13 protein-coding genes are annotated in these 18,185 nt (G+C 48.2%); 5 read left to right on the top strand and 8 right to left on the bottom strand.

Features of this window, described 5'->3' with window-relative positions; translation table 11 throughout:
• Positions 1 to 6: 6 nt before the first annotated feature.
• A complete protein-coding gene (locus P2G88_RS03520; RefSeq protein WP_275794299.1) occupies positions 7 to 1,623 on the bottom strand; it encodes a polysaccharide lyase in 1,617 nt (538 codons plus the stop codon).
• Here P2G88_RS03520 and P2G88_RS03525 point away from each other — a divergent pair.
• Positions 1,586 to 3,748: a hypothetical protein gene (locus tag P2G88_RS03525; protein ID WP_275794300.1), complete on the top strand. Its 2,163-nt coding sequence runs from the start codon at positions 1,586 to 1,588 to the stop codon at positions 3,746 to 3,748. The two genes, P2G88_RS03520 and P2G88_RS03525, sit on opposite strands and share 38 nt — an antisense overlap.
• A 39-nt stretch (positions 3,749 to 3,787) precedes the next feature.
• Here P2G88_RS03525 and P2G88_RS03530 read toward each other — a convergent pair whose 3' ends face one another.
• Both P2G88_RS03530 and P2G88_RS03535 read right to left on the bottom strand, forming a co-directional pair.
• Entirely contained in the window at positions 3,788 to 5,023 is a 1,236-nt protein-coding gene (locus P2G88_RS03530) for a pyridoxal-dependent decarboxylase, exosortase A system-associated (RefSeq protein ID WP_275794301.1), read from the bottom strand.
• On the bottom strand, positions 5,016 to 6,593 hold the full coding sequence (locus P2G88_RS03535; RefSeq protein WP_275794302.1) for an acyl-CoA ligase (AMP-forming), exosortase A system-associated: 1,578 nt from the start codon (positions 6,591 to 6,593) through the stop codon (positions 5,016 to 5,018). Before P2G88_RS03535 ends, P2G88_RS03530 begins: the two co-directional genes overlap by 8 nt.
• A 154-nt stretch (positions 6,594 to 6,747) precedes the next feature.
• Here P2G88_RS03535 and P2G88_RS03540 point away from each other — a divergent pair, with 154 nt between their 5' ends.
• From P2G88_RS03540 to wecC, 3 genes are read left to right on the top strand one after another with little or no spacing between them, the layout of a single operon-like run.
• Positions 6,748 to 6,990 carry a phosphopantetheine-binding protein gene (locus P2G88_RS03540; RefSeq protein ID WP_275794303.1) on the top strand — a complete coding sequence of 81 codons (243 nt, stop codon included), beginning with the start codon at positions 6,748 to 6,750 and terminating at the stop codon, positions 6,988 to 6,990.
• Between the two features lie 17 nt (positions 6,991 to 7,007).
• The gene (gene wecB, locus P2G88_RS03545; protein WP_275794304.1) at positions 7,008 to 8,141 is read left to right on the top strand and encodes a UDP-N-acetylglucosamine 2-epimerase (non-hydrolyzing); all 1,134 of its coding nucleotides are present in this window, start codon (positions 7,008 to 7,010) and stop codon (positions 8,139 to 8,141) included.
• 27 nt (positions 8,142 to 8,168) lie between these two features.
• Positions 8,169 to 9,419 carry a UDP-N-acetyl-D-mannosamine dehydrogenase gene (wecC, locus tag P2G88_RS03550; RefSeq protein WP_275794305.1) on the top strand — a complete coding sequence of 417 codons (1,251 nt, stop codon included), beginning with the start codon at positions 8,169 to 8,171 and terminating at the stop codon, positions 9,417 to 9,419.
• A 90-nt stretch (positions 9,420 to 9,509) separates the two neighbouring features.
• On the opposite strand, the gene P2G88_RS03555 is transcribed toward wecC, so the two are convergent.
• The gene (locus tag P2G88_RS03555; RefSeq protein ID WP_275794306.1) at positions 9,510 to 10,601 is read right to left on the bottom strand and encodes a PEP-CTERM/exosortase system-associated acyltransferase; all 1,092 of its coding nucleotides are present in this window, start codon (positions 10,599 to 10,601) and stop codon (positions 9,510 to 9,512) included.
• Positions 10,602 to 10,687: 86 nt separating this feature from the next.
• Here P2G88_RS03555 and P2G88_RS03560 point away from each other — a divergent pair, with 86 nt between their 5' ends.
• The gene (locus tag P2G88_RS03560; RefSeq protein ID WP_275794308.1) at positions 10,688 to 11,524 is read left to right on the top strand and encodes a PEP-CTERM sorting domain-containing protein; all 837 of its coding nucleotides are present in this window, start codon (positions 10,688 to 10,690) and stop codon (positions 11,522 to 11,524) included.
• 786 nt (positions 11,525 to 12,310) lie between these two features.
• Here P2G88_RS03560 and P2G88_RS03565 read toward each other — a convergent pair.
• The 4 genes from P2G88_RS03565 to P2G88_RS03580 form a co-directional block, all read right to left on the bottom strand.
• On the bottom strand, positions 12,311 to 13,165 hold the full coding sequence (locus P2G88_RS03565) for a PEP-CTERM sorting domain-containing protein (protein WP_275794309.1): 855 nt from the start codon (positions 13,163 to 13,165) through the stop codon (positions 12,311 to 12,313).
• A gap of 223 nt (positions 13,166 to 13,388) precedes the next feature.
• On the bottom strand, positions 13,389 to 16,043 hold the full coding sequence (prsT, locus tag P2G88_RS03570; RefSeq protein ID WP_275794310.1) for an XrtA/PEP-CTERM system TPR-repeat protein PrsT: 2,655 nt from the start codon (positions 16,041 to 16,043) through the stop codon (positions 13,389 to 13,391).
• Positions 16,044 to 16,088: 45 nt separating this feature from the next.
• Positions 16,089 to 16,958 carry a ThiF family adenylyltransferase gene (locus P2G88_RS03575; protein ID WP_275794311.1) on the bottom strand — a complete coding sequence of 290 codons (870 nt, stop codon included), beginning with the start codon at positions 16,956 to 16,958 and terminating at the stop codon, positions 16,089 to 16,091.
• A gap of 363 nt (positions 16,959 to 17,321) precedes the next feature.
• Positions 17,322 to 18,176 carry a YdcF family protein gene (locus P2G88_RS03580; protein ID WP_275794313.1) on the bottom strand — a complete coding sequence of 285 codons (855 nt, stop codon included), beginning with the start codon at positions 18,174 to 18,176 and terminating at the stop codon, positions 17,322 to 17,324.
• Between the last annotated feature and the right edge of the window lie 9 nt (positions 18,177 to 18,185).

The raw sequence follows: 18,185 nt of genomic DNA on the forward strand, positions 1-18,185 counted from the left end.
TTTTGATTAGGGGCCTTTAGGCCCCTTTTTTATGGGGCCGATATAGGCAGAAGCAATAACAATATTGTCCAGGTACATATTGAAACTTTTATCCGGCAACTCGGCACCACCGTAGTAAAAGTTCATCCATACCTTTTCAATTTTCAAGGCGTCGCTGAATCGCATATTCAGATTATGTCGTTGATAGACCTGGACACCATCAACCCAGGCTTCGAATATGCCGTCTTGCTGCCCTGGCGAATTGAGCTTGATTCTTTGTTCAATACAGTGCCATTGACCAGGCGATAATACGGAGTTTTGGTGACCCCAGGACACCCTGTCGCCGTATTTATTATCTTGGCCTGCTTCATAAAAATAACTGCCTATGGGCATACTAGACGGCCAATGCGGATGGTCCTTTGGCAAGGTATTAAAAAAGGTGCCTCTGGCAGACCAGCCATTGTAACCGTCATTGGCTCTGCCGCCCCAGCCGGCCCGCCCGTAAGTACCGCCAAATCCCGGAAGCTTTCCTCCTTCGGCAAAGTCGGCGCCTTTTTCGAGCTTAAGGTAGTATCGTAGGTAGACTTCTTCGGGCTCTTTGCTCAGATTGTCGGCAAAATAGTAATCCATGTTCAATGCCATGTGTTTATTGGTACGAAAATGGGCTTTTGCCGCATAGCCTTCGGTATTCGCATAGTGGTTCAGCAGGTGATGAGGGACCCGCTCATACTTAGATACATTGCGCCAGGCCGATTGCTGCTTGCCTAGCCAACTCATCAGTGGCGCCAGTAAATCCTGCTTATCGAAGTTTTCTGCGTGAAAAACCTGAGCATCTGTTTCGATATTAATGTCATCGGGATATTTCGCGGCAATGCCCGGCCTTACCTCTTTAGCAGGCTTAACAACTTGATTTAACTGGTAGACTTCCAGCTGACTGTCAGCAAATTGTTTGGCAGTGAGGTGAATTAGCAACTCTGCTTTGCTGATAGCCTGTTGCCGTTGAGCCTCAGGGAGCGAGAAGGCCAATAAGCCAATTTGACTGGATGTAACACGAATGTACTCCTGGTCTCCTTGGGGAAGGCGTGAGCCAGCGTTTAAAGACGTATCTAGGGTGGGAGACAGATAAAGCGGTCCCGAGTCGGCGTGTAATGTTAAGGTCGCTTCTTTAAGCGCCTTCGATTCCTTGGAAAAGAAACTTATCTTGCCCCGATTAGCCGATTTAAGCAGGAACAACAGGTTGTTTTGCTGCAGATCCAATGAGGAGAGGCTAATCAAAACCGGCCTTTCTCTGTCCTCGTCTTTGACAAATGTACTGCCGACAAGCGCCACATGATCTTTTTCTTCACTGATTTTACTTAAATCCAGAGGCCATCTTACTAACGCCGCATGACTGGCATAATCATATGTGGCACTCTCATCGGTAGCGAATTGGGCTGCTGGCGAAGGAAAGCAAAGCAACAGGCTGAATAACAAGAAAACGGTTTGTAAACGCATATGGATTGGCACTTGGTAATGGCTCTTGGACTGATTGGTAGACATCATGGCATTAAAACGGACTGGCAAAAGATTAACATGGACATTCATGGCGATGGGGACGATTTGCATATTGTCGTTGTGGGGATATTCGACATTCTTTTCCGCCAAGCCACAGCTAGACGTTGATGCCTATAGTGCAGTTGTATTACCCAAGGCCTCGCTCCATCGCCCCCGAATTTTGCAACCCGTTATCGGGGGGGCGGAGCAGGAAGCATCTTTTTGTGATAGCAAAGGGCTGGGGAATGTAATTGCCTGTGTCGCCGTTGCTCCTGACGAAGCCAATATCCAGAAAGCTTTTGAAGTAGGGGCAGCCTTTAAGCCTGAGAAACCCAAAGTGGCGGGTGGCAAACACCATGCCTGGCTATTGGCCTTGCTGCTGGATCAAATTGCAACATACAAGGCTACCAATGCCCTGGCGTACGAGCAGATGATCAAGACCTTGTCCTTAAGGCTTGAAGACTATCTGGCATTACTGGATGGTAGAAGTGCTTCGATGTGGCATAGCCGGGTGTCCCTTGCCAGCCATGCTTTTATTGTTGCCACTGCCATAGCAGAGCATCAGCCGGCGGCATATCAGCGGGCGGCGCAACATTTCCTGGATACCGTCAATGCGCTGGCCATTACCGAGGCCTGGCCAAACGGTTTTAACTACTGGATCAACAATCGTGCATTCGTGTTTTTGCTGGCGACCTCTGCCTATGTGAATGGTAGTGATGCGGACAACAAGGATGAAGTACTCAGCATTGCCAGCAGGTTGGGGCTATGGCAAATCTATATGACCCGCCCCGACCATCGTATTGAAAGTATTGCCGATGAAGGGCCCCGGGTTGATCTTAAGGATGAATCTCAACGAGTGATGGATCTACTGGCAAAACTCACAAGGAATCCGGTGTTCTCTACCTATTCGGCCTACATAGAAACACGGTGGGGCCGTGAGGGGTATTACTCAGGGTATCGCTGGTTAAAACCTTTTTTAAAAGAACCTGATATCCATCTGCTTTCTGAGGATCCCTCTGACCTGTCTTTTTTAAACGGTGTGCTACCTACTTTTGCCGTATTTGGTGAAGGCGCCTATAACCAGGTGGTTATGCGCAGTGACTGGGGCGCTGAGGGGCTATTTGTGCAGGCAAGGGCAGGACAAACCTTTAGTCACCACCAGCACTATGATGCTGGTCATTTCACCTTCTTTTATAAACATCCTTTATTGGTAGATGGTGGTGTTTATTCACGAAACTACTACAAAGACAGTCGCCTGAATTACTCCTTACGCACAGTGGCTAAAAACAGCATTCTCTTGCCAATGCATGGTGAAGAGATCCGACCCAATAAGTTCTTCACCCAGAATGTCAACGAGGGCGGACAAAACATATTGATGCCCACTGGCAGCGCTATAGTCTCAACTTCGCACTGGCGAAAGCGCAGCGAACGCACGGATCGTCCTCAGGGGGCCAGATTGAGACGGGCTGTTGAATTGCCCTTTTCCAGCGCCTTTGTAGAGTTTGAACTTGAGCAGGCATACAACAGGCCAGAGCAACGCAAGGTGCAGCGATTGAGCCGAAGTCTGTTGTTCCTGCCCGAGTCCAAAACGCTGTTATTAAGAGACCGGGCTCTTGGCCTGAAAGAGGGCGTGAGCAGCAAGTTGGTGTTCCACCCCAAGACGGTCCCCGAGGGCGCTACAGACAGTGTGTCGGAGTCCTCCACGGGGGTGTATGACATTCCGCGGAGGCATGAGTTGAATTTTGTCCAATCGCCCCTGGTTTTAACTTCCCTGCTTGGTGGAGAAATTGGCGGAAGGGCATTTGTGGGCCATCCCTATCGTTTTTACGTCGAATCCTATTTACCCGATGGCGGAACAGAGATTCTGGATCAGAGCGCAGGCTATCAGCCCAGTCCCTGGTTTGACGAGCCGGCAGCCAGAATTGAGCTGAATGCCCGGCTCGAGGGAGAAGGAAGCCTGATTGCCCTTGATGTATCGGCTCATCATGTGGAGCCGCAGATCAAAACTGGTAACGGCTTTCATCTGGTAGAACTTTCAAGTGATATCGTTTTGTATGTAGATGAAGAAAAACAATCTATTCGTCTGCCTTCTTTGGTAAAACCGATGACGGTGATATCTGAGGCATTGTCGGACAGTATTGAGCTTGTGATTGGCACACAAAAGGTGACCCTCTCACTACAGCAGGGAGTAGGGCGGTTAGGTCCCGGGTTGGTGCAACCCGGGACACCGACTTGATCAACTAGTGCATTGGCGACATTGCTAATGCGTTTCAGCTTAAAGCAGGATTTCTACAACATGGGGGTGGCCGAGAAAATCCTGGGGGCTGGCCGTGGGACCGTATGCGCCGGACTGATAAACCACAAACCAATCCCCTAGCTGTGCTTCGGGCAGCCAGACCTTATCCGCCAGGGAATCCAGGGGCGTGCATAGGGGGCCTGCCACATTCACTTGTCGGGTTGCGTCCTGATCGAGCTTATCCGCCAGGGCTACCGGGTAGTTTTTGCGGATCACCTGGCCGAAGTTACCAGAGTTGGATAGGTGGTGGTGTAAACCGCCGTTGGTCATCAGGAAAGTTTGTCCTCTGGACTCTTTGATGTCCGTCACCTTGCAGGCGTAGATGCCGGCTTCCGCCACCAGAAAACGCCCCAGTTCAATAACCAGTTCCGTTTTAGCCAAGTCTATGCTGGTCGCTTCCAGCAAAGCTTTTAGATTCTCGCCAATTGGAGCAAGATCCAGTCGTCGCTCACCCGGGAAGTAGGGGATTCCAAAACCACCGCCAAGGTTGATTGACTTCACCGGCGCCGGACAGCATTCGACCAGGCGCTCTGCCAGGTGAAAGGTCTGATTGTGGGCCTCGATCAAGGCCTCGGCTTTTAGATTCTGGGAGCCGCAAAAGATATGAAAGCCCTGAAAATCCAGCCGGTTGAAATCTAATGTCGGCAGTATTTCCATTAATCGCTCTTCGTCTATGCCGAATTGCTTGGCGCCGCCCGCCATCTTCATCCCGGAAGCCTTAAGTTCAAAGGCCGGGTTAACCCTAAAGGCCACTCGTGGTAAATGGCCAAGCTGTCTGCCAAGATCCAGGCAGCGCTTAAGCTCCAATTCGGATTCGACGTTCAGGGTAACGCCGGCCAGAATGGCGGCTTTAATTTCCGCCTCGCTCTTTGACGGTCCGGCAAAGCTGATATGGCGGTTATCGGCACCGGATTGCAGGGCAATCAATAATTCTTTTTGTGATGCCACATCCAGACCGTCTACCTTTGAGGCAACATAGTGCACCAGCGGCGGGTAGGGATTGGCCTTAATGGCAAAATGCAGTTTGATCGGCGCTGGGATAAAGGCCTTAAATTGCTCAATACGTGCATCAATCACACGCCGTTCGTAGGCATAGAAGACCTCTTTGCCCAGCAGGCCTGAGATTTCATCCAAATTTTTACCGCCGACCAGCAAGCGTCCATTGTGCTGGGCAAACTGATCCATATTCTCATGCTGTACTTGGGGCTTATTCATTGGCATAGGTCTCTTTGGCTAGGCGTCCCAGCAGGGCTCTGTCTACTTTGCCATTGGGGTTGCGTGGCAGGCTCTCGAGGATCTCCATCCACTTGGGGTGCATAAAATTCGGCAGCAGCTTTTTACATTTGTTCAGCAGCGCCTGTTTGTCCGGCTCGATGCCTGGCTTTAACGCCAGGTAAACCACAATGGCCTGCCCCAGCTCGGCATCGGGAACGCCGGTGGCGATAATCTCGGCAATTTCTTCGGCGCCGGCATAGCAGGCTTCTTCCACTTCAGCAGGACTAACCCTGTAGCCAGAGGTTTTAATCATCTCGTCCTTACGGCCGACAAAGTACAAGAAGCCGTCGGCATCTTTTTTCACTGTATCGCCGGACCATACCGCCATTTCCGTCAGCATCAAACCACTCACATGGCGGGGCACGGGTTTAAAGCGCTCGGCGGTTTTCTCCGGTGCATTCCAATAGCCGAGGCTGACATGGGGACCCCTGTGTACCAGTTCGCCGGGTTCATCCGGTGCACATTCGCTGCCATCTTCCCTGACCACCATGATTTCGGCATTGGGAATGGCTTTACCCATGGAGCCTGGGCGCTCGTCAACCAGCGCAGGCGGCAGGTAGGTACTGCGGAAGGCTTCGGTAAGACCATACATCAGATAGGGTTTGGCATTGGGAAAGGCTTGCCGTAGTTGCGCCAGTGTGGTGCTTGGCATAGCCCCGCCGGAGTTGGTGAAGTAGCGCAGCTTACCGCCGATTTCCACCGGCCATTGGAGCTTCATCAGTTGCTGCCAAAGCGGTGGCACGGCAGCAAGACCGGTCACGTTGTGCTTATCTACGGCTTTGACCACGTCGCCCGGCAGCAGATAGTCCATTAACACCACAGTGGCGCCGGTCAGAAAGGCTGTGCTCAGCTGACTAAGGCCATAGTCAAAGCTCAATGGCAGAAGGGCAAGCAGTACGTCATCGGCATCGTTTTCCAGATACTCGGCCACGCTTTGGGCGCTCACTACCAGGTTACGATGGGACAACACCACTCCTTTGGGTTTGCCCGTGCTTCCCGAGGTATAGAGAATGGCGGCCATATCGTACTCGGTCACCGGCCCTTTTTTAGGAGCGGGGCCGCTGACGTCGGCAAATAGATGCAGAGCCTGCTGGCCGAGCCATTGGCCTGGCACCTTATCGACCAGAATAATGTGTATCAATGCCGGGCAGTCGGCCAATATGGGCTCGAGGAGCTTAAGGCGATCGGAGCTGGTCACCAATATCTTCACGTCACAGTCGGTGAGAATATGCTGGACCTGAATCGGCTTAAGCACAGGGTTGATGGGGACGAAGACGCCACTTGCCGCGCTGGCGCCCAAAAAGGCGACAACGGTCTCGGTCAGCTTGGGCAGGAATACGCCAATACGGTCATGGCGAGTCAATCCTAATTGCCCTAGTCCGCCGGCGAATTGTTGTAGCCGGGTAGCGAGTTCTGCGTAGGACAGAGCTTGATTCTTGACTTTAATCGCGCAGCGATCCCGATGAAGTGCCAGTCTCTCAGTCACCAGCTGGTGAAAGAATGTCGCCATACTCTGAATTATCCCTCTTCTGTACATTAAAGCGGTTTCTAAATGTCCCGATTAATGGAACAATGTGCGTCATTTAGCCAATTGCCGGATATTGCTGATTCAAAAGCAGCTTAAGGCATTTGCAGTTTTTTAGAATCATACAGGTAGTTTAACGATGAATGTAGCCGCTCTCGTCACAGAGATTCTGATTAATGTCTTACAGCTTCCCGAGGATACTCAGTTTTCTTCAGATTCTGCCTTGCTTGGCGCCATTCCCGAATTTGACTCAATGGCAGTTGTATCCGTTCTCACCGCTTTGGAAGAAAACCTGGGATGCGCAGTGGATGACGATGAGATCAGTGCCGAAACCTTTGAGACTTTTGGCAGCCTCTGTGCATTTGTTGAGAGCAAAATCTAGTTAAGGAAAAGGCAAGCATGTACAGAAGGATTTTACTGGTATTCGGGACGCGTCCGGAAGCCATCAAGATGGCACCGTTGGTTCTGGAACTAAAGAAGCATTCTGAACTGGATATAAAAGTCTGTGTGACGGCGCAGCACCGTCAGATGCTGGATCAGGTGCTTGAACTGTTTAAGCTGACTCCAGACTATGATTTGGACCTAATGCAGCCGGGACAGGATTTGTATGACATTACGTCCAGGGCATTGTCAGGGCTTAAAAACGTGCTGACAGACGCCAAGCCTGATTTGGTGCTGGTGCATGGTGATACCACAACGACCTTTGCTTCTTCCCTGGCTGCCTTTTATCAAAAGATCCCTGTTGGGCATGTGGAGGCAGGGCTTCGCACTGGCGATATCTACAGTCCATGGCCAGAAGAAATAAACAGGAAGTTGACGGGGGCACTGACCAAACTGCATTTTGCGCCTACCGAAAAAGCCAAACAAAACTTACTGCTTGAAAATACCGATCAGAACCAGGTCTATGTAACCGGCAATACAGTTATTGATGCTTTACTTGCTGTTGAACAACGCATTAAGAATGACGAAGCATTACGCTCTTCTCTTGCAGGACAGTTTGACTTCCTGGATCCCGGTAAGAAATTGATTCTGGTGACAGGGCATCGTCGCGAAAGTTTTGGTGGTGGATTTGAACGAATCTGCCATGCATTGAAACGTTTATCTGAGCGTCAGGATGTACAAGTTTGCTACCCGGTCCACCTCAATCCGAACGTGAAAGAGCCCGTCGAACGTATTCTCGGGCAGGCAGCAAATGTGAAGCTAATTGCGCCACAAGATTATTTGCCCTTTGTTTACCTGATGACAAAGGCGCATATCATCCTTACTGATTCTGGGGGTATACAAGAAGAAGCGCCTTCTCTTGGCAAGCCTGTGCTGGTGATGCGTGATACCACTGAAAGACCAGAGGCGGTTGACGCTGGTACGGTTAAACTGGTCGGCACCGACGATGCGCTGATTGTGGCTGAGGCCGAGCGTTTACTTAGTGATAATGGGGCCTATGAACGCATGAGTATTGCACACAACCCTTATGGAGATGGAAAGGCTTGCGAGCGTATTGCCAGGGTCATCATGGGTTTATCCCTAGAAGCATAGATTTTGCATTTTTCTGAGTATTCAAATATGACATTTAAGAAAGTTTCCGTCGTTGGACTTGGTTATATAGGTCTGCCCACTGCAGCAGTTATCGCCTCTCGCGGTATAGAAGTTATCGGCATCGATGTTTCCAAAAAAGCAGTGGATACCATCAATCAAGGTAAAGTGCATATCGTTGAGCCGGATTTGGATATGGTGGTGCAAGCGGCTGTCACCATGGGGAAACTGCGCGCTTCCCTGACCCCCGAGCCTGCGGATGCATTTATGATTGCTGTGCCCACCCCTTTCAAGGAAGGTCACAAGCCGGACTTAAGTTATATCGAGTCAGCCGCAAAGGCTATCGCCCCGGTTCTTGAAAAGGGCAATCTTGTGATACTTGAGTCCACCTCACCGGTGGGAGCAACCGAGCAGTTGGCCAATTGGTTACAAGAGCTGAGACCGGATTTGCAATTCCCCGGTCACAGTGGTCAGGCGTCGCCCAATATGCATATCGCACATTGCCCGGAGCGGGTGTTGCCTGGAAGAGTGTTGGAGGAACTGGTATCCAATGACCGTATTATTGGCGGCATGACGGATAAATGCTGTGAAAGAGCCATGGCACTCTACAAGACCTTTGTTCGAGGAGAGTGCATAGCCACCAATGCACGAACGGCAGAAATGGCCAAGCTCACTGAAAACTCTTTCAGAGACGTCAATATTGCTTTTGCCAACGAACTGTCCCTGATTTGCGATGACCTCAAAATCAATGTGTGGGAACTGATCGCCCTGGCAAACCGTCATCCCCGGGTCAACATACTTAGCCCAGGTCCAGGCGTTGGCGGTCACTGCATTGCGGTTGACCCTTGGTTTATTGTGGACTCTGCTCCCGAAAAAGCGAGAATGATTCGCACGGCCCGGGAAATAAACGATTACAAACCTCACTATGTGGTAGAAAAGGTCAAAGCCGCTGCCGATCAGTTTAAACGACCGATCATTGCCTGCCTCGGTCTGGCTTTTAAAGCCGATATTGACGATCTTCGAGAAAGCCCTGCAATGGAAATCACTGCGCATCTGGCTACTTCGAACACTGGCGAAATATTGGCCGTTGAACCAAATATCGACACTTTGCCAGAACACCTTCAACAGGCAGGTATTGAGCTAGTAAGCTTGCAAAGTGCGCTTGAGAAAGCCAACGTGTTGGTGGTGTTGGTGGACCATAAACCCTTCAAGGCATTAACCAGCAATGACATAAACACCAAGGTTGTAGTGGATACCAGAGGACTATTCAGTCGCTTTTGATATGTTGAAAAGAAACGGGGGCTTCATGCCCCCGTTGTCGTATTAATCTATGAGAGTATTAGATCCTCATCAAAACCTAATATCAAAGGTTTAATGAATTGCGCCTGAGGCAATCCCCTTTTTAATTTGACTGTCAAGATGACGGTCAATGTTCTTAAGTAAATGCAGAAAACCCGGAGAGAGGCTGGAAAGTAGTTCCTTGGGCTTAATGTAATAAGGGGCTCGTTTTCCGTGATACTCTACTGCAGGACCCAGTTGCTCAAAGTTAATACCGACAAATCTCATGCTTCTTGCCAGCCTGGGCTCCATCATGACAAAGACATTCTCTATTCCCAATTCATGGCAAAGTGCTGCGGCAGACAGGTACAAACCAATCGCAATAAAAGGGAAACAACGTAACTCTTCCTCAGAATAGGTAGTTTCATTGATCACACCTGTTGCTGCACCTTGATACTGGTCAGCCTGGCGCCTTCTGTAGCCCGCTGGTACTGCGAGTCTGGAAATTTCACAAACTTTTGTTCGCTCAAATTGATCTGGATGCTTACTTGAGCCGGCCATTGCATGTTTACAGTACTTTTCGATTGGCAATTGCTGTGTTGCCATGGTCGGTCTAACAAGCCTGACTGTGCCGGCAAAGTCTGTTCTGGCTTTGTGTTTTATCAGACACATGATCGAATAATGGTCAAACTCGTCTGTCTCTTTCCCATCGGGTCTTAGCGGCTCAAAATTCAACTCCCTGCAATAGACTTCGTGGCGAATTCGCATGGCCTCATCTCTCATAGAGGCATCCAATGCCACAAGGGGCTCAAAAAAGTGACCAAAATGCGTTGCGATAGATGCCGCCTCATCATTTGCTTTAGACTTCACAATGCGTTTTACCAACAAACCAATTAGTGGAAGTTCTGTGAGTAGTCGAATTGCCTTCAAAGTGTTGGCGCCTATTACTTTCCGTAGTGAAGTATTCTTGTGTCTGAAACAAAAAAAAGCAATGTTTGATACAGATTGCCTAAGTGTATGTGCAAAATAGAGTTGCTCATTTGGCAAATATAGAAGCTTACTATCAACCGATTCTGTTTGAGTAGCTATCAATATTCTTGACTTCCAACTAATAGAATCAACATTTGTGTCAGAATTTTTTACTGTCACTTCCGGGGTTATAACGGGGTTTTGTTTAAAATCCATATATATCAACATGTTACATAGTTGGCATGGATGGTGCATTGTTTTGGTAGGCATTGTTGCCATGATTTGTTTTATTGGAGTTGATCATGAATGTTAAGACCCTCACTCTAGGAGCCATTCTTCTGGCTGGTTCTCAAGCTGCTACTGCTGATCAGTTTTACATTGATGTAGGCATGGATTTTGGTGACAATGGCTTTGCTCAAGCTGCTGGTAACACCACTACCGGCTGGCTGGACGAACTGCTTTACGAATACTCTTCCGTAACCACCGTTTTTGATGCCGACATGAACGGTCCTGATGCTGGTGATTCAATCGTTTCTGTTGGTGGGTTCATCAACGGTAACGTTGCTTCTGTGGGTACCAATAAAGTAACAGGCTTTAGCGGTCAGCAAAATATCCTGGATCCAAACAGCCCTAGCGAAAACGGCTATGGTGCTTGGGGTATTACTTTCCAGTTCGAACTGTTTGGTACTTTGGGTGATGGCCTGACTACTAATTACAATTCTGGAACTGTTAGCTTCTACTACTTTGATGCCACCACTCCAACCACTGCCCAGTTTATCGAACTGTTCACTATTAATGTTCAAAACACTGTAAACAGCTTTGGTGGTCCTTCTATTCGTGGCGAAGTCGCCTCCTACGGTGCTGGTAATGTGCACGGCGTAGCAGCAGGTGACGTATTCAACTTCTCTGACGGTGGTTTCTCATACTATGTTGACAAAATGACTCAAATCGTTTCCAACATTGACTTCAACACCAACCCAAGACAAGTTACTGTTACCAACAATTTTGATGGTACCTTCACTCTGACCGGTGAGCATGACGGTTCTATCTCTTTCGCTGTACCAGAGCCTTCCAGCCTGGCCATTGTAGGTCTGGGTCTGTTGGGTTTGGCTGGTGCCGCAAGACGCCGCAAAGCCTAATTCAAGCAGCCTTATCCGAAAAACGCCGCTCAAATGAGCGGCGTTTTTTTTACGTGAGAAAACCCCGGGTCCGCCTGTATTCTAAGTTATCCTGTCATTAGTTAGTTTGCTAAAACACTTGGCCCCGATAGCTCCTTTTCAACAATTGTTCGACCAACAATATCAATCAAAAACTTTGTCATGCCGTGTACAGGTATGCTGATGAGAGTCTTTGGTGGACTTCTTTATGCTGGTTCAGACATCGAGTTAGGCTCCCACATGGTTTTCCTTACTCCTGCTGCTATTTATACATAGCTTTAAAGCGCGCCCGGAGGCTTGGATAAAGGGAGTTCAGTTACAGGTATACTTCTGCGGCCAACCCGGTAACTTCTGCAATCAAACTCATTTGAATCTAAAATGGTCAATTACCAGGTGTTTTCCATTGTTATTTTCCGGTCTGTTTTGTCCCTACATAATGAGAACAGGGAACAGGGAACAGGGAACAGGGAACAGGGAACAGGGAACAGGGAACAGGGAACAGGGAACAGGGAACAGGGAACAGATAACTGGGCTTTGGCTGCTGGGATACCGGTTTTATTCGCAATCTGTGGTAGTACTTGAGTCGGGGTGTGGCCGGGAAGGGGACTCTGTCAGATAAACGGTGTGCTTTTCGGGATTTGAAGAGCAATCGGAATGGACGTCATTAATGTAAAATCCCTCCAACTCCCTAACCAACTCCCACTTAAGCGGCAGAAATAAAAAACGCCGCTCTGTGTGAGCGGCGTTTCATAAGTGTAGAGCGACTAATTATGCTTTGCGACGTCTTGCGGCACCAGCCAAACCCAACAGACCCAAACCTATAATGGCCAGGCTGGAAGGCTCTGGTACAGCGAAAGAGATAGAACCGTCATGCTCGCCTGTCAGAGTGAAAGTACCATCCATATTGTCAGTGATGGTCACATCGTTAGGATCGGTATTGAAGTCGATATCCGCCACGATTTGGACCATCATATCCACATAGTCAGCAAAGCTACCGTCGGCGAAGTTAAAGACATCCCCCGCGTTTACACCATTAACCGAACCACCACCGTAGGATGCAATTTCGCCTGTGATAGAAGGACCACCAAAGCTGTTCAGTGTGCTGATCACGTTAATAGTGAACAGTTCTATGAACTGGGCAGTCGTTGGAGTGGTTGCATCGAAGTAGTAAAACGTAACGCTACCTGAGTTGAAGCTAACTGGCAGGCCATCTCCAAGGCCACCGAGCATCGCACCGAACAGTTCAAACTGGAAGGTCAAACCCCATGCACCATAGCCGTTTTCACTAGGGCTAAGCGGATCCAATACGTTTTGCTGAGGGCTAAAGCCGGTAACCTTATTGGTGCTAAGGGAAGTTACATCACCGTCAATAAAACCACCGGTGGTGACAATAGTATCACCGGCGTCAATGCCGTTAAGATCGGTATCGGTAACTACTGTATTTGAGGAATACTCATAGAGCAGTTCTTGCAGCCAGCCGGTAGTGGTATTGCCGGCAGCTTGGGCGAAGCCGTTATCACCAAAGTCAGCGCCTACGTCGATGTAGAATTCGTCAGCCAGGGCAGCCGGAGATGACATCGCCAGCAACAATCCAGCTCCCAAAATTTTATTCTTAACATTCATGTTTCGTTCTCCAAGTATGAGCCAATGATTCGTCACAACTACAAGAACAACAACATCTGCGACTTTCGTTAGGGATAAAGCACAAATTAGACCAATTTGTAACCATTTGAATTATATGGAAAAATCTAGCGACGGAGAATTCCTCTGTAAAAAACGCTGACAAAATACTTTTAAGATGGAAGAAATGTAGTCGCGGGAGGACTCCCGCGACTGATTTTTGCAGCTATTGCTGCATTGCCCTCTCGTAATGATTTTTAATATTTTCTGACTCCGGGGCAAGCTTGTAAGCCTTGCTCAACTGCTCTTTGGCTTGCTCCTTTTTGCCCTGATCCAACAATATAACACCATAGGTATCAAGCAGGGTCGGGTGTTCAGGGACCAAAGCCAGTGCAGCCTCAATGTATGCCTGTGCCTGTGGATAGCGTTTCTGCTGGCCCAGGATAAAGGCCACATTGTTCAAGGCAATAATGTTCTTCGGCGTTGCCTCGATGATCTGTTCGTAGTGCTTTACAGCCGCATCAGCATTGTCTTGCATGTAACGTTCAGCTAATCGCATACGGGTATTGATATCTGATGGAAAACGCCGCAGGTGCTCTTCAAGAACATCAAACGACATCTCCTTTTTATCCAGGTTTCGCCAGGCATTAGAAATGAAAATGGCAAACCTGCCTGATGGATTGACGTCGTAATACTCCTTAAGCAAGGGGATGGCCTTTTCAAACTCTCCTTTGCTATAAGAGATTTGGCCCTGAATACCTTTGGCAAAAGGTTGTTCTTTTATCGCTTCATCCAGGCTAAGTAATAGCTTCTCTGACTTGTCCGGCGAACCACTTAACAAAAGATAGTGAGCGTTCATCAGCAACAGAGTGGGGTTTTCCGGATGATAATTCTGCGCCTCTTTAACGGTGTTTAGCGCTTTTCCAAACTCTTTGCCCATATCATGCAACATTAGTTCGCCAATCCATGCTTGCAGATTGTTTGGCGCCAAAGCCTGCCAGCGCTTGTAAACATTGACTGCATCATCAGGTTTCTCCAGTGCCAAATTACTGGACGATAACATCTTCCAGTAAGTGTCAGGGTAGGAAACATCAGGCTTCACCGCACCAAGAACAGATAATACCTCTTCGTGTTTGTTCTCCATGGTCAGGGCGCGGGCATAATTCAGTCGGTATAAAATATCGTCAGCATTGCGCTCAAATGCTTCTTTAATCAACTTGAGGGCTTTGCTTGGGTCCGCAAATCGCTGACTCAACAGGTAATTTTTAAACAGACCGTCAATAAAATCAGGATTAGAAGTGGCAAGTTTCTCTGAAAGAGCCAGGGCTGTCTCTACATCCTCTGCTTCTAATGCTTTTTTAATAAAATAGGTCAACGTGTAAGGTGAGTTGGGGGAAATCTCCAACGCCTCCTTAAAACTAGACTGTGCATCTTCCAACCTGCCTGCAACTTCATAAATTGTTGCTTTAAGGTTATGGGCAGAAGGATTACTGGGTTCCTCTTTGATCCACTTCTGCGCAATGCTCAAGGCATCCTCATACCTCTCCTGACGCATGTATTCTTTGGCCAGAGCCCAGTTTGCCTCATCATTTTTGGCATCCGCGGCAATGACCTTTTCTAAATCAAGCACACCTGAGAGATCTTCAAGAGAGAGTTTTAGAATTCCAATTCTTACCAGTTCGTCCAATTCCTGACTATTAAGGCTGGTCGCGATAGCGAGCATGCTCCCCGCCTGATCAGTAAGACCCTCTTCCATGAGTTCATGGCTTGCCATAGTAAATAGGCGCGCATCCTCTGGGGTCAGTCCTTGTAACTGCTTCAGCGTGTTTACTGCCTCAGTGTTGTAGCCCAGCTTGAGCTGGATTTCTGCGAACAACTTTCTGGCGGTATGATCAGCCGGCAGCATCGATTGCACTGCAGCCAAGTGTTTATGTGCTTGTTCCAGGTTGTCCAACTTGTAGGCGGATACCCCGGCAATTAGACGCGCCACTGGGGCATTGGAGCCAGCAGCAATGGATTTTTCCATGGCAATATTAGCGGCGTTGTAGTCCTGCTTGCTGAATTCGACCAGTCCCTTCAATTGGTTCAGGTAACCGTGATTCGGGGCAATCTTCAGCAGGTCGTTAATCAGTTTTTCGGCTTTGGAAAAATCTTTGGCTTTGACGTAAGACTCTGCCAGCATAAATTTCCCATAATTGTCTGCGGGCAGCATCTCGACATATTTGGAAATATTGGCAATGGCTGCATCAAAATCTCCCGTAAGCAGATGCAACTGGCCTTTCAAAAAATAGGCATCAGCGAAATCAGGTGATGCTTGCAGTAGCTCGTCCACCATGGTCAGCGAAGCGGTAAAGTCCTGCTGCCCCATTGCCTGATGAGCGAGGCCGAATTTGACCATCATTGAATCTTCAGCCAAATCCCTGGCCATTTTAATGCTGTCTTCTGCCTCTACCAGATTACCCTTGCGATACAGGCTCAAGGCCTTGTATATAAGTAACGATGTCTGTACGTCTGTGTTGGTGTTCGGTACCCCATCTACAAAGTTGATCAACTCGTCATTTTTACGCTGCATATATAGTGCCCTGGCATACAGGGGGAGTACTTCAGCGAGATCGTGACCTCTGTCCATGGCAACACCCAGTTCCTTTTCAGCATTGGCCGCCATGCCTTGTTCAAGATAAATTTTACCCAGCAAGAATCGTGCGACAGTGTTGTCAGGGGACTCTGCGATGGCATTTTTAAGGGAGATGATCGCGCTATCGTTACTATTGGAGGCAATATGGTTGCGTGCTTCGGTAATATAATCTTCTGGCGATTTACTATCACAGCCCATTATGGTGAAAGCGATTAGGCTTAGGCCTGCAAGGGTCCTGGTTTTCATGGTTGCTCCTTTTTAAATGTGTTTGTTAACAAGTGGACTGCTTTTTTAGTTATCATGCTCGCCACTTTTCAATATTTCTTTGATTTTTGGGTACATGTAATACTTCTGGATGGGGTTTTTATTGCCCCAAGGGCGCCATGTCTTGACCAGCTTATTCCTGTAAGCATCAAAATGCATTCCTTTAGGCGCATGTATTACTTCTCCCCGGTTCAGAAGCAGCTTCAATACATTGGTACACAGTACCCCCGCCGCTAATGAAATGCCCATTGGCACAGAGGGCACTTTCTTTTTGAGAAAGTTAACACTACGCTCGAAAACCAAGTAGTGCCTTTGTTGCATCGAAGGAGATACACCCATCACGAAGTAGATGATCTGATCCTCCTTGTTCAGTCCTTCCAAGCAGAAATATTCCTCAAAAGACATTTTGCCAGGCATAAAAACTAACATGGAAGTTCCCATTCCCATTGGGGCGGCTGTGATCGCCGGTATATTCTTCTCGTAGCAACGCTGAAACACTTTTCTACGGATATCTATGGCAAAGATATCCAGGCTGTCGATGTAGACATCTACGCCATCAAGAAAATCGTCCAGATTTGCTTCATTGATGCCCTCAGGAAAGTTTTTAATATTGGCTTCGGGGTTGATGTCATGGAGCGTTTCCACCATCACCTCCGATTTTGGGCGGCCCAAAGTTCTCATTGAGGCCCCTGCTTGGCGGTTAAAATTCACCAAGTCATAGGTGTCCATATCAGAGATCCTGAAATTGCCGATCCCCATTCTGGCGCAGACAATCGAATGATCACCACCGACTCCACCAAGGCCGCCTATAGCCACTGTGGCATTTCTCAGTCTTTCCTGCTCTTGTGCAGTGACCCAACCTATGTTTCTTGAAAACGCCTCGCGATAGTCAAACATGTCTCGTATTCCTTATCGGTTGTCAACCAACCCGGACTTGGCCTGGTCTGAGTTTTCTAGCACCAGTTTAAGCACATTCATTTAACTCGCCAAAGTAATCGCGCCTATGACCTTCGACAGCATCAATATCTGGATCGCAGTTGTCTCTCTGCGACTACATGCCTACGCGATACCAGCTGATATTCACCATATACCATTTCTATCCATGTAACTGGGATAAGTAGCATAGTTTGCTTGTAACCTATTCAAAATAAAACAATAAAATGAATGGTATGACACTTCGGATATTTAATTCGTTTTACTAAATTACCTACAATGGTTTTGCGAGGAGCTCAATCAACAGAAAACGGAGGTCTTCCAATTTTATGTGTCGGGCGACTTTGTAGCCTGGCTGCCCAATGCCAGATATTGATGCAAAAGACCAAACCATTCATATATCGCTCTCTCACTTCGCTTTAGATAGGAAAGCCGTGGTAATCCCCAACTCTCTTTCTCCACACTCAGAAATTCAACTGGTACCGGAATGGTCTTTATTCCCTCATAATTTAAGTATCTTACCGCCCTGATTTGGTGGCTGGCTGATGTGACCAATGCAATGTTTTTTCCGCTGAGAAACTGCCCCAATGCTATGGCTTCTTCATGCGTGTTGGTTCCTTGAGGAATGCTCAAGAGATGATGTTCCGGCACTCCCAATGCCCTGAAAAATGCCTTGTTCGCTTCAGCCTCACTCTGCTGATTTTCCTTGAGGATGCCCCCTGTCAGATATATGGGTACTGGGTGGGTCTGATACATCATCAGAGTTTGCAGATTGCGCTTTAACGAGCATTCATGCCATTTATCCGAAAATGGCACTGGGTCTTCGTTATGTTGGCAGGCTAATACCACAATGGCCTGAGCAGAACGCCAGTTTGCGCTTTGCGCATGAACTATGGGATATGTCGATTCAACTGGCCGCAGCATTAGATTGCTCGTAACGGGCAAGGAGCACCATAACATCCATCCGATGCCTGTGCTTGCTGCAATCCAGTGTGCAGTGCGGCTCCTAAAAACCAGTTTTAGCAATAACGCAGATGTCAAAAACAAAAAGAAGACATTAAGCGGTGAGGTTAGAAAATGCGCAAAACCTCGCGCTATTGAGACTAACAATTCCATATTGTTGTAACCTTTGTGGGGACCCGTCAGTTCGTCTAAAGAACCATTAAACGTAATGCCCGACAAAGAGTCACC

The organism is Aliiglaciecola sp. CAU 1673, assembly GCF_029223185.1.
In the GTDB taxonomy this organism is placed as follows: Bacteria; Pseudomonadota; Gammaproteobacteria; order Enterobacterales; family Alteromonadaceae; genus Bowmanella.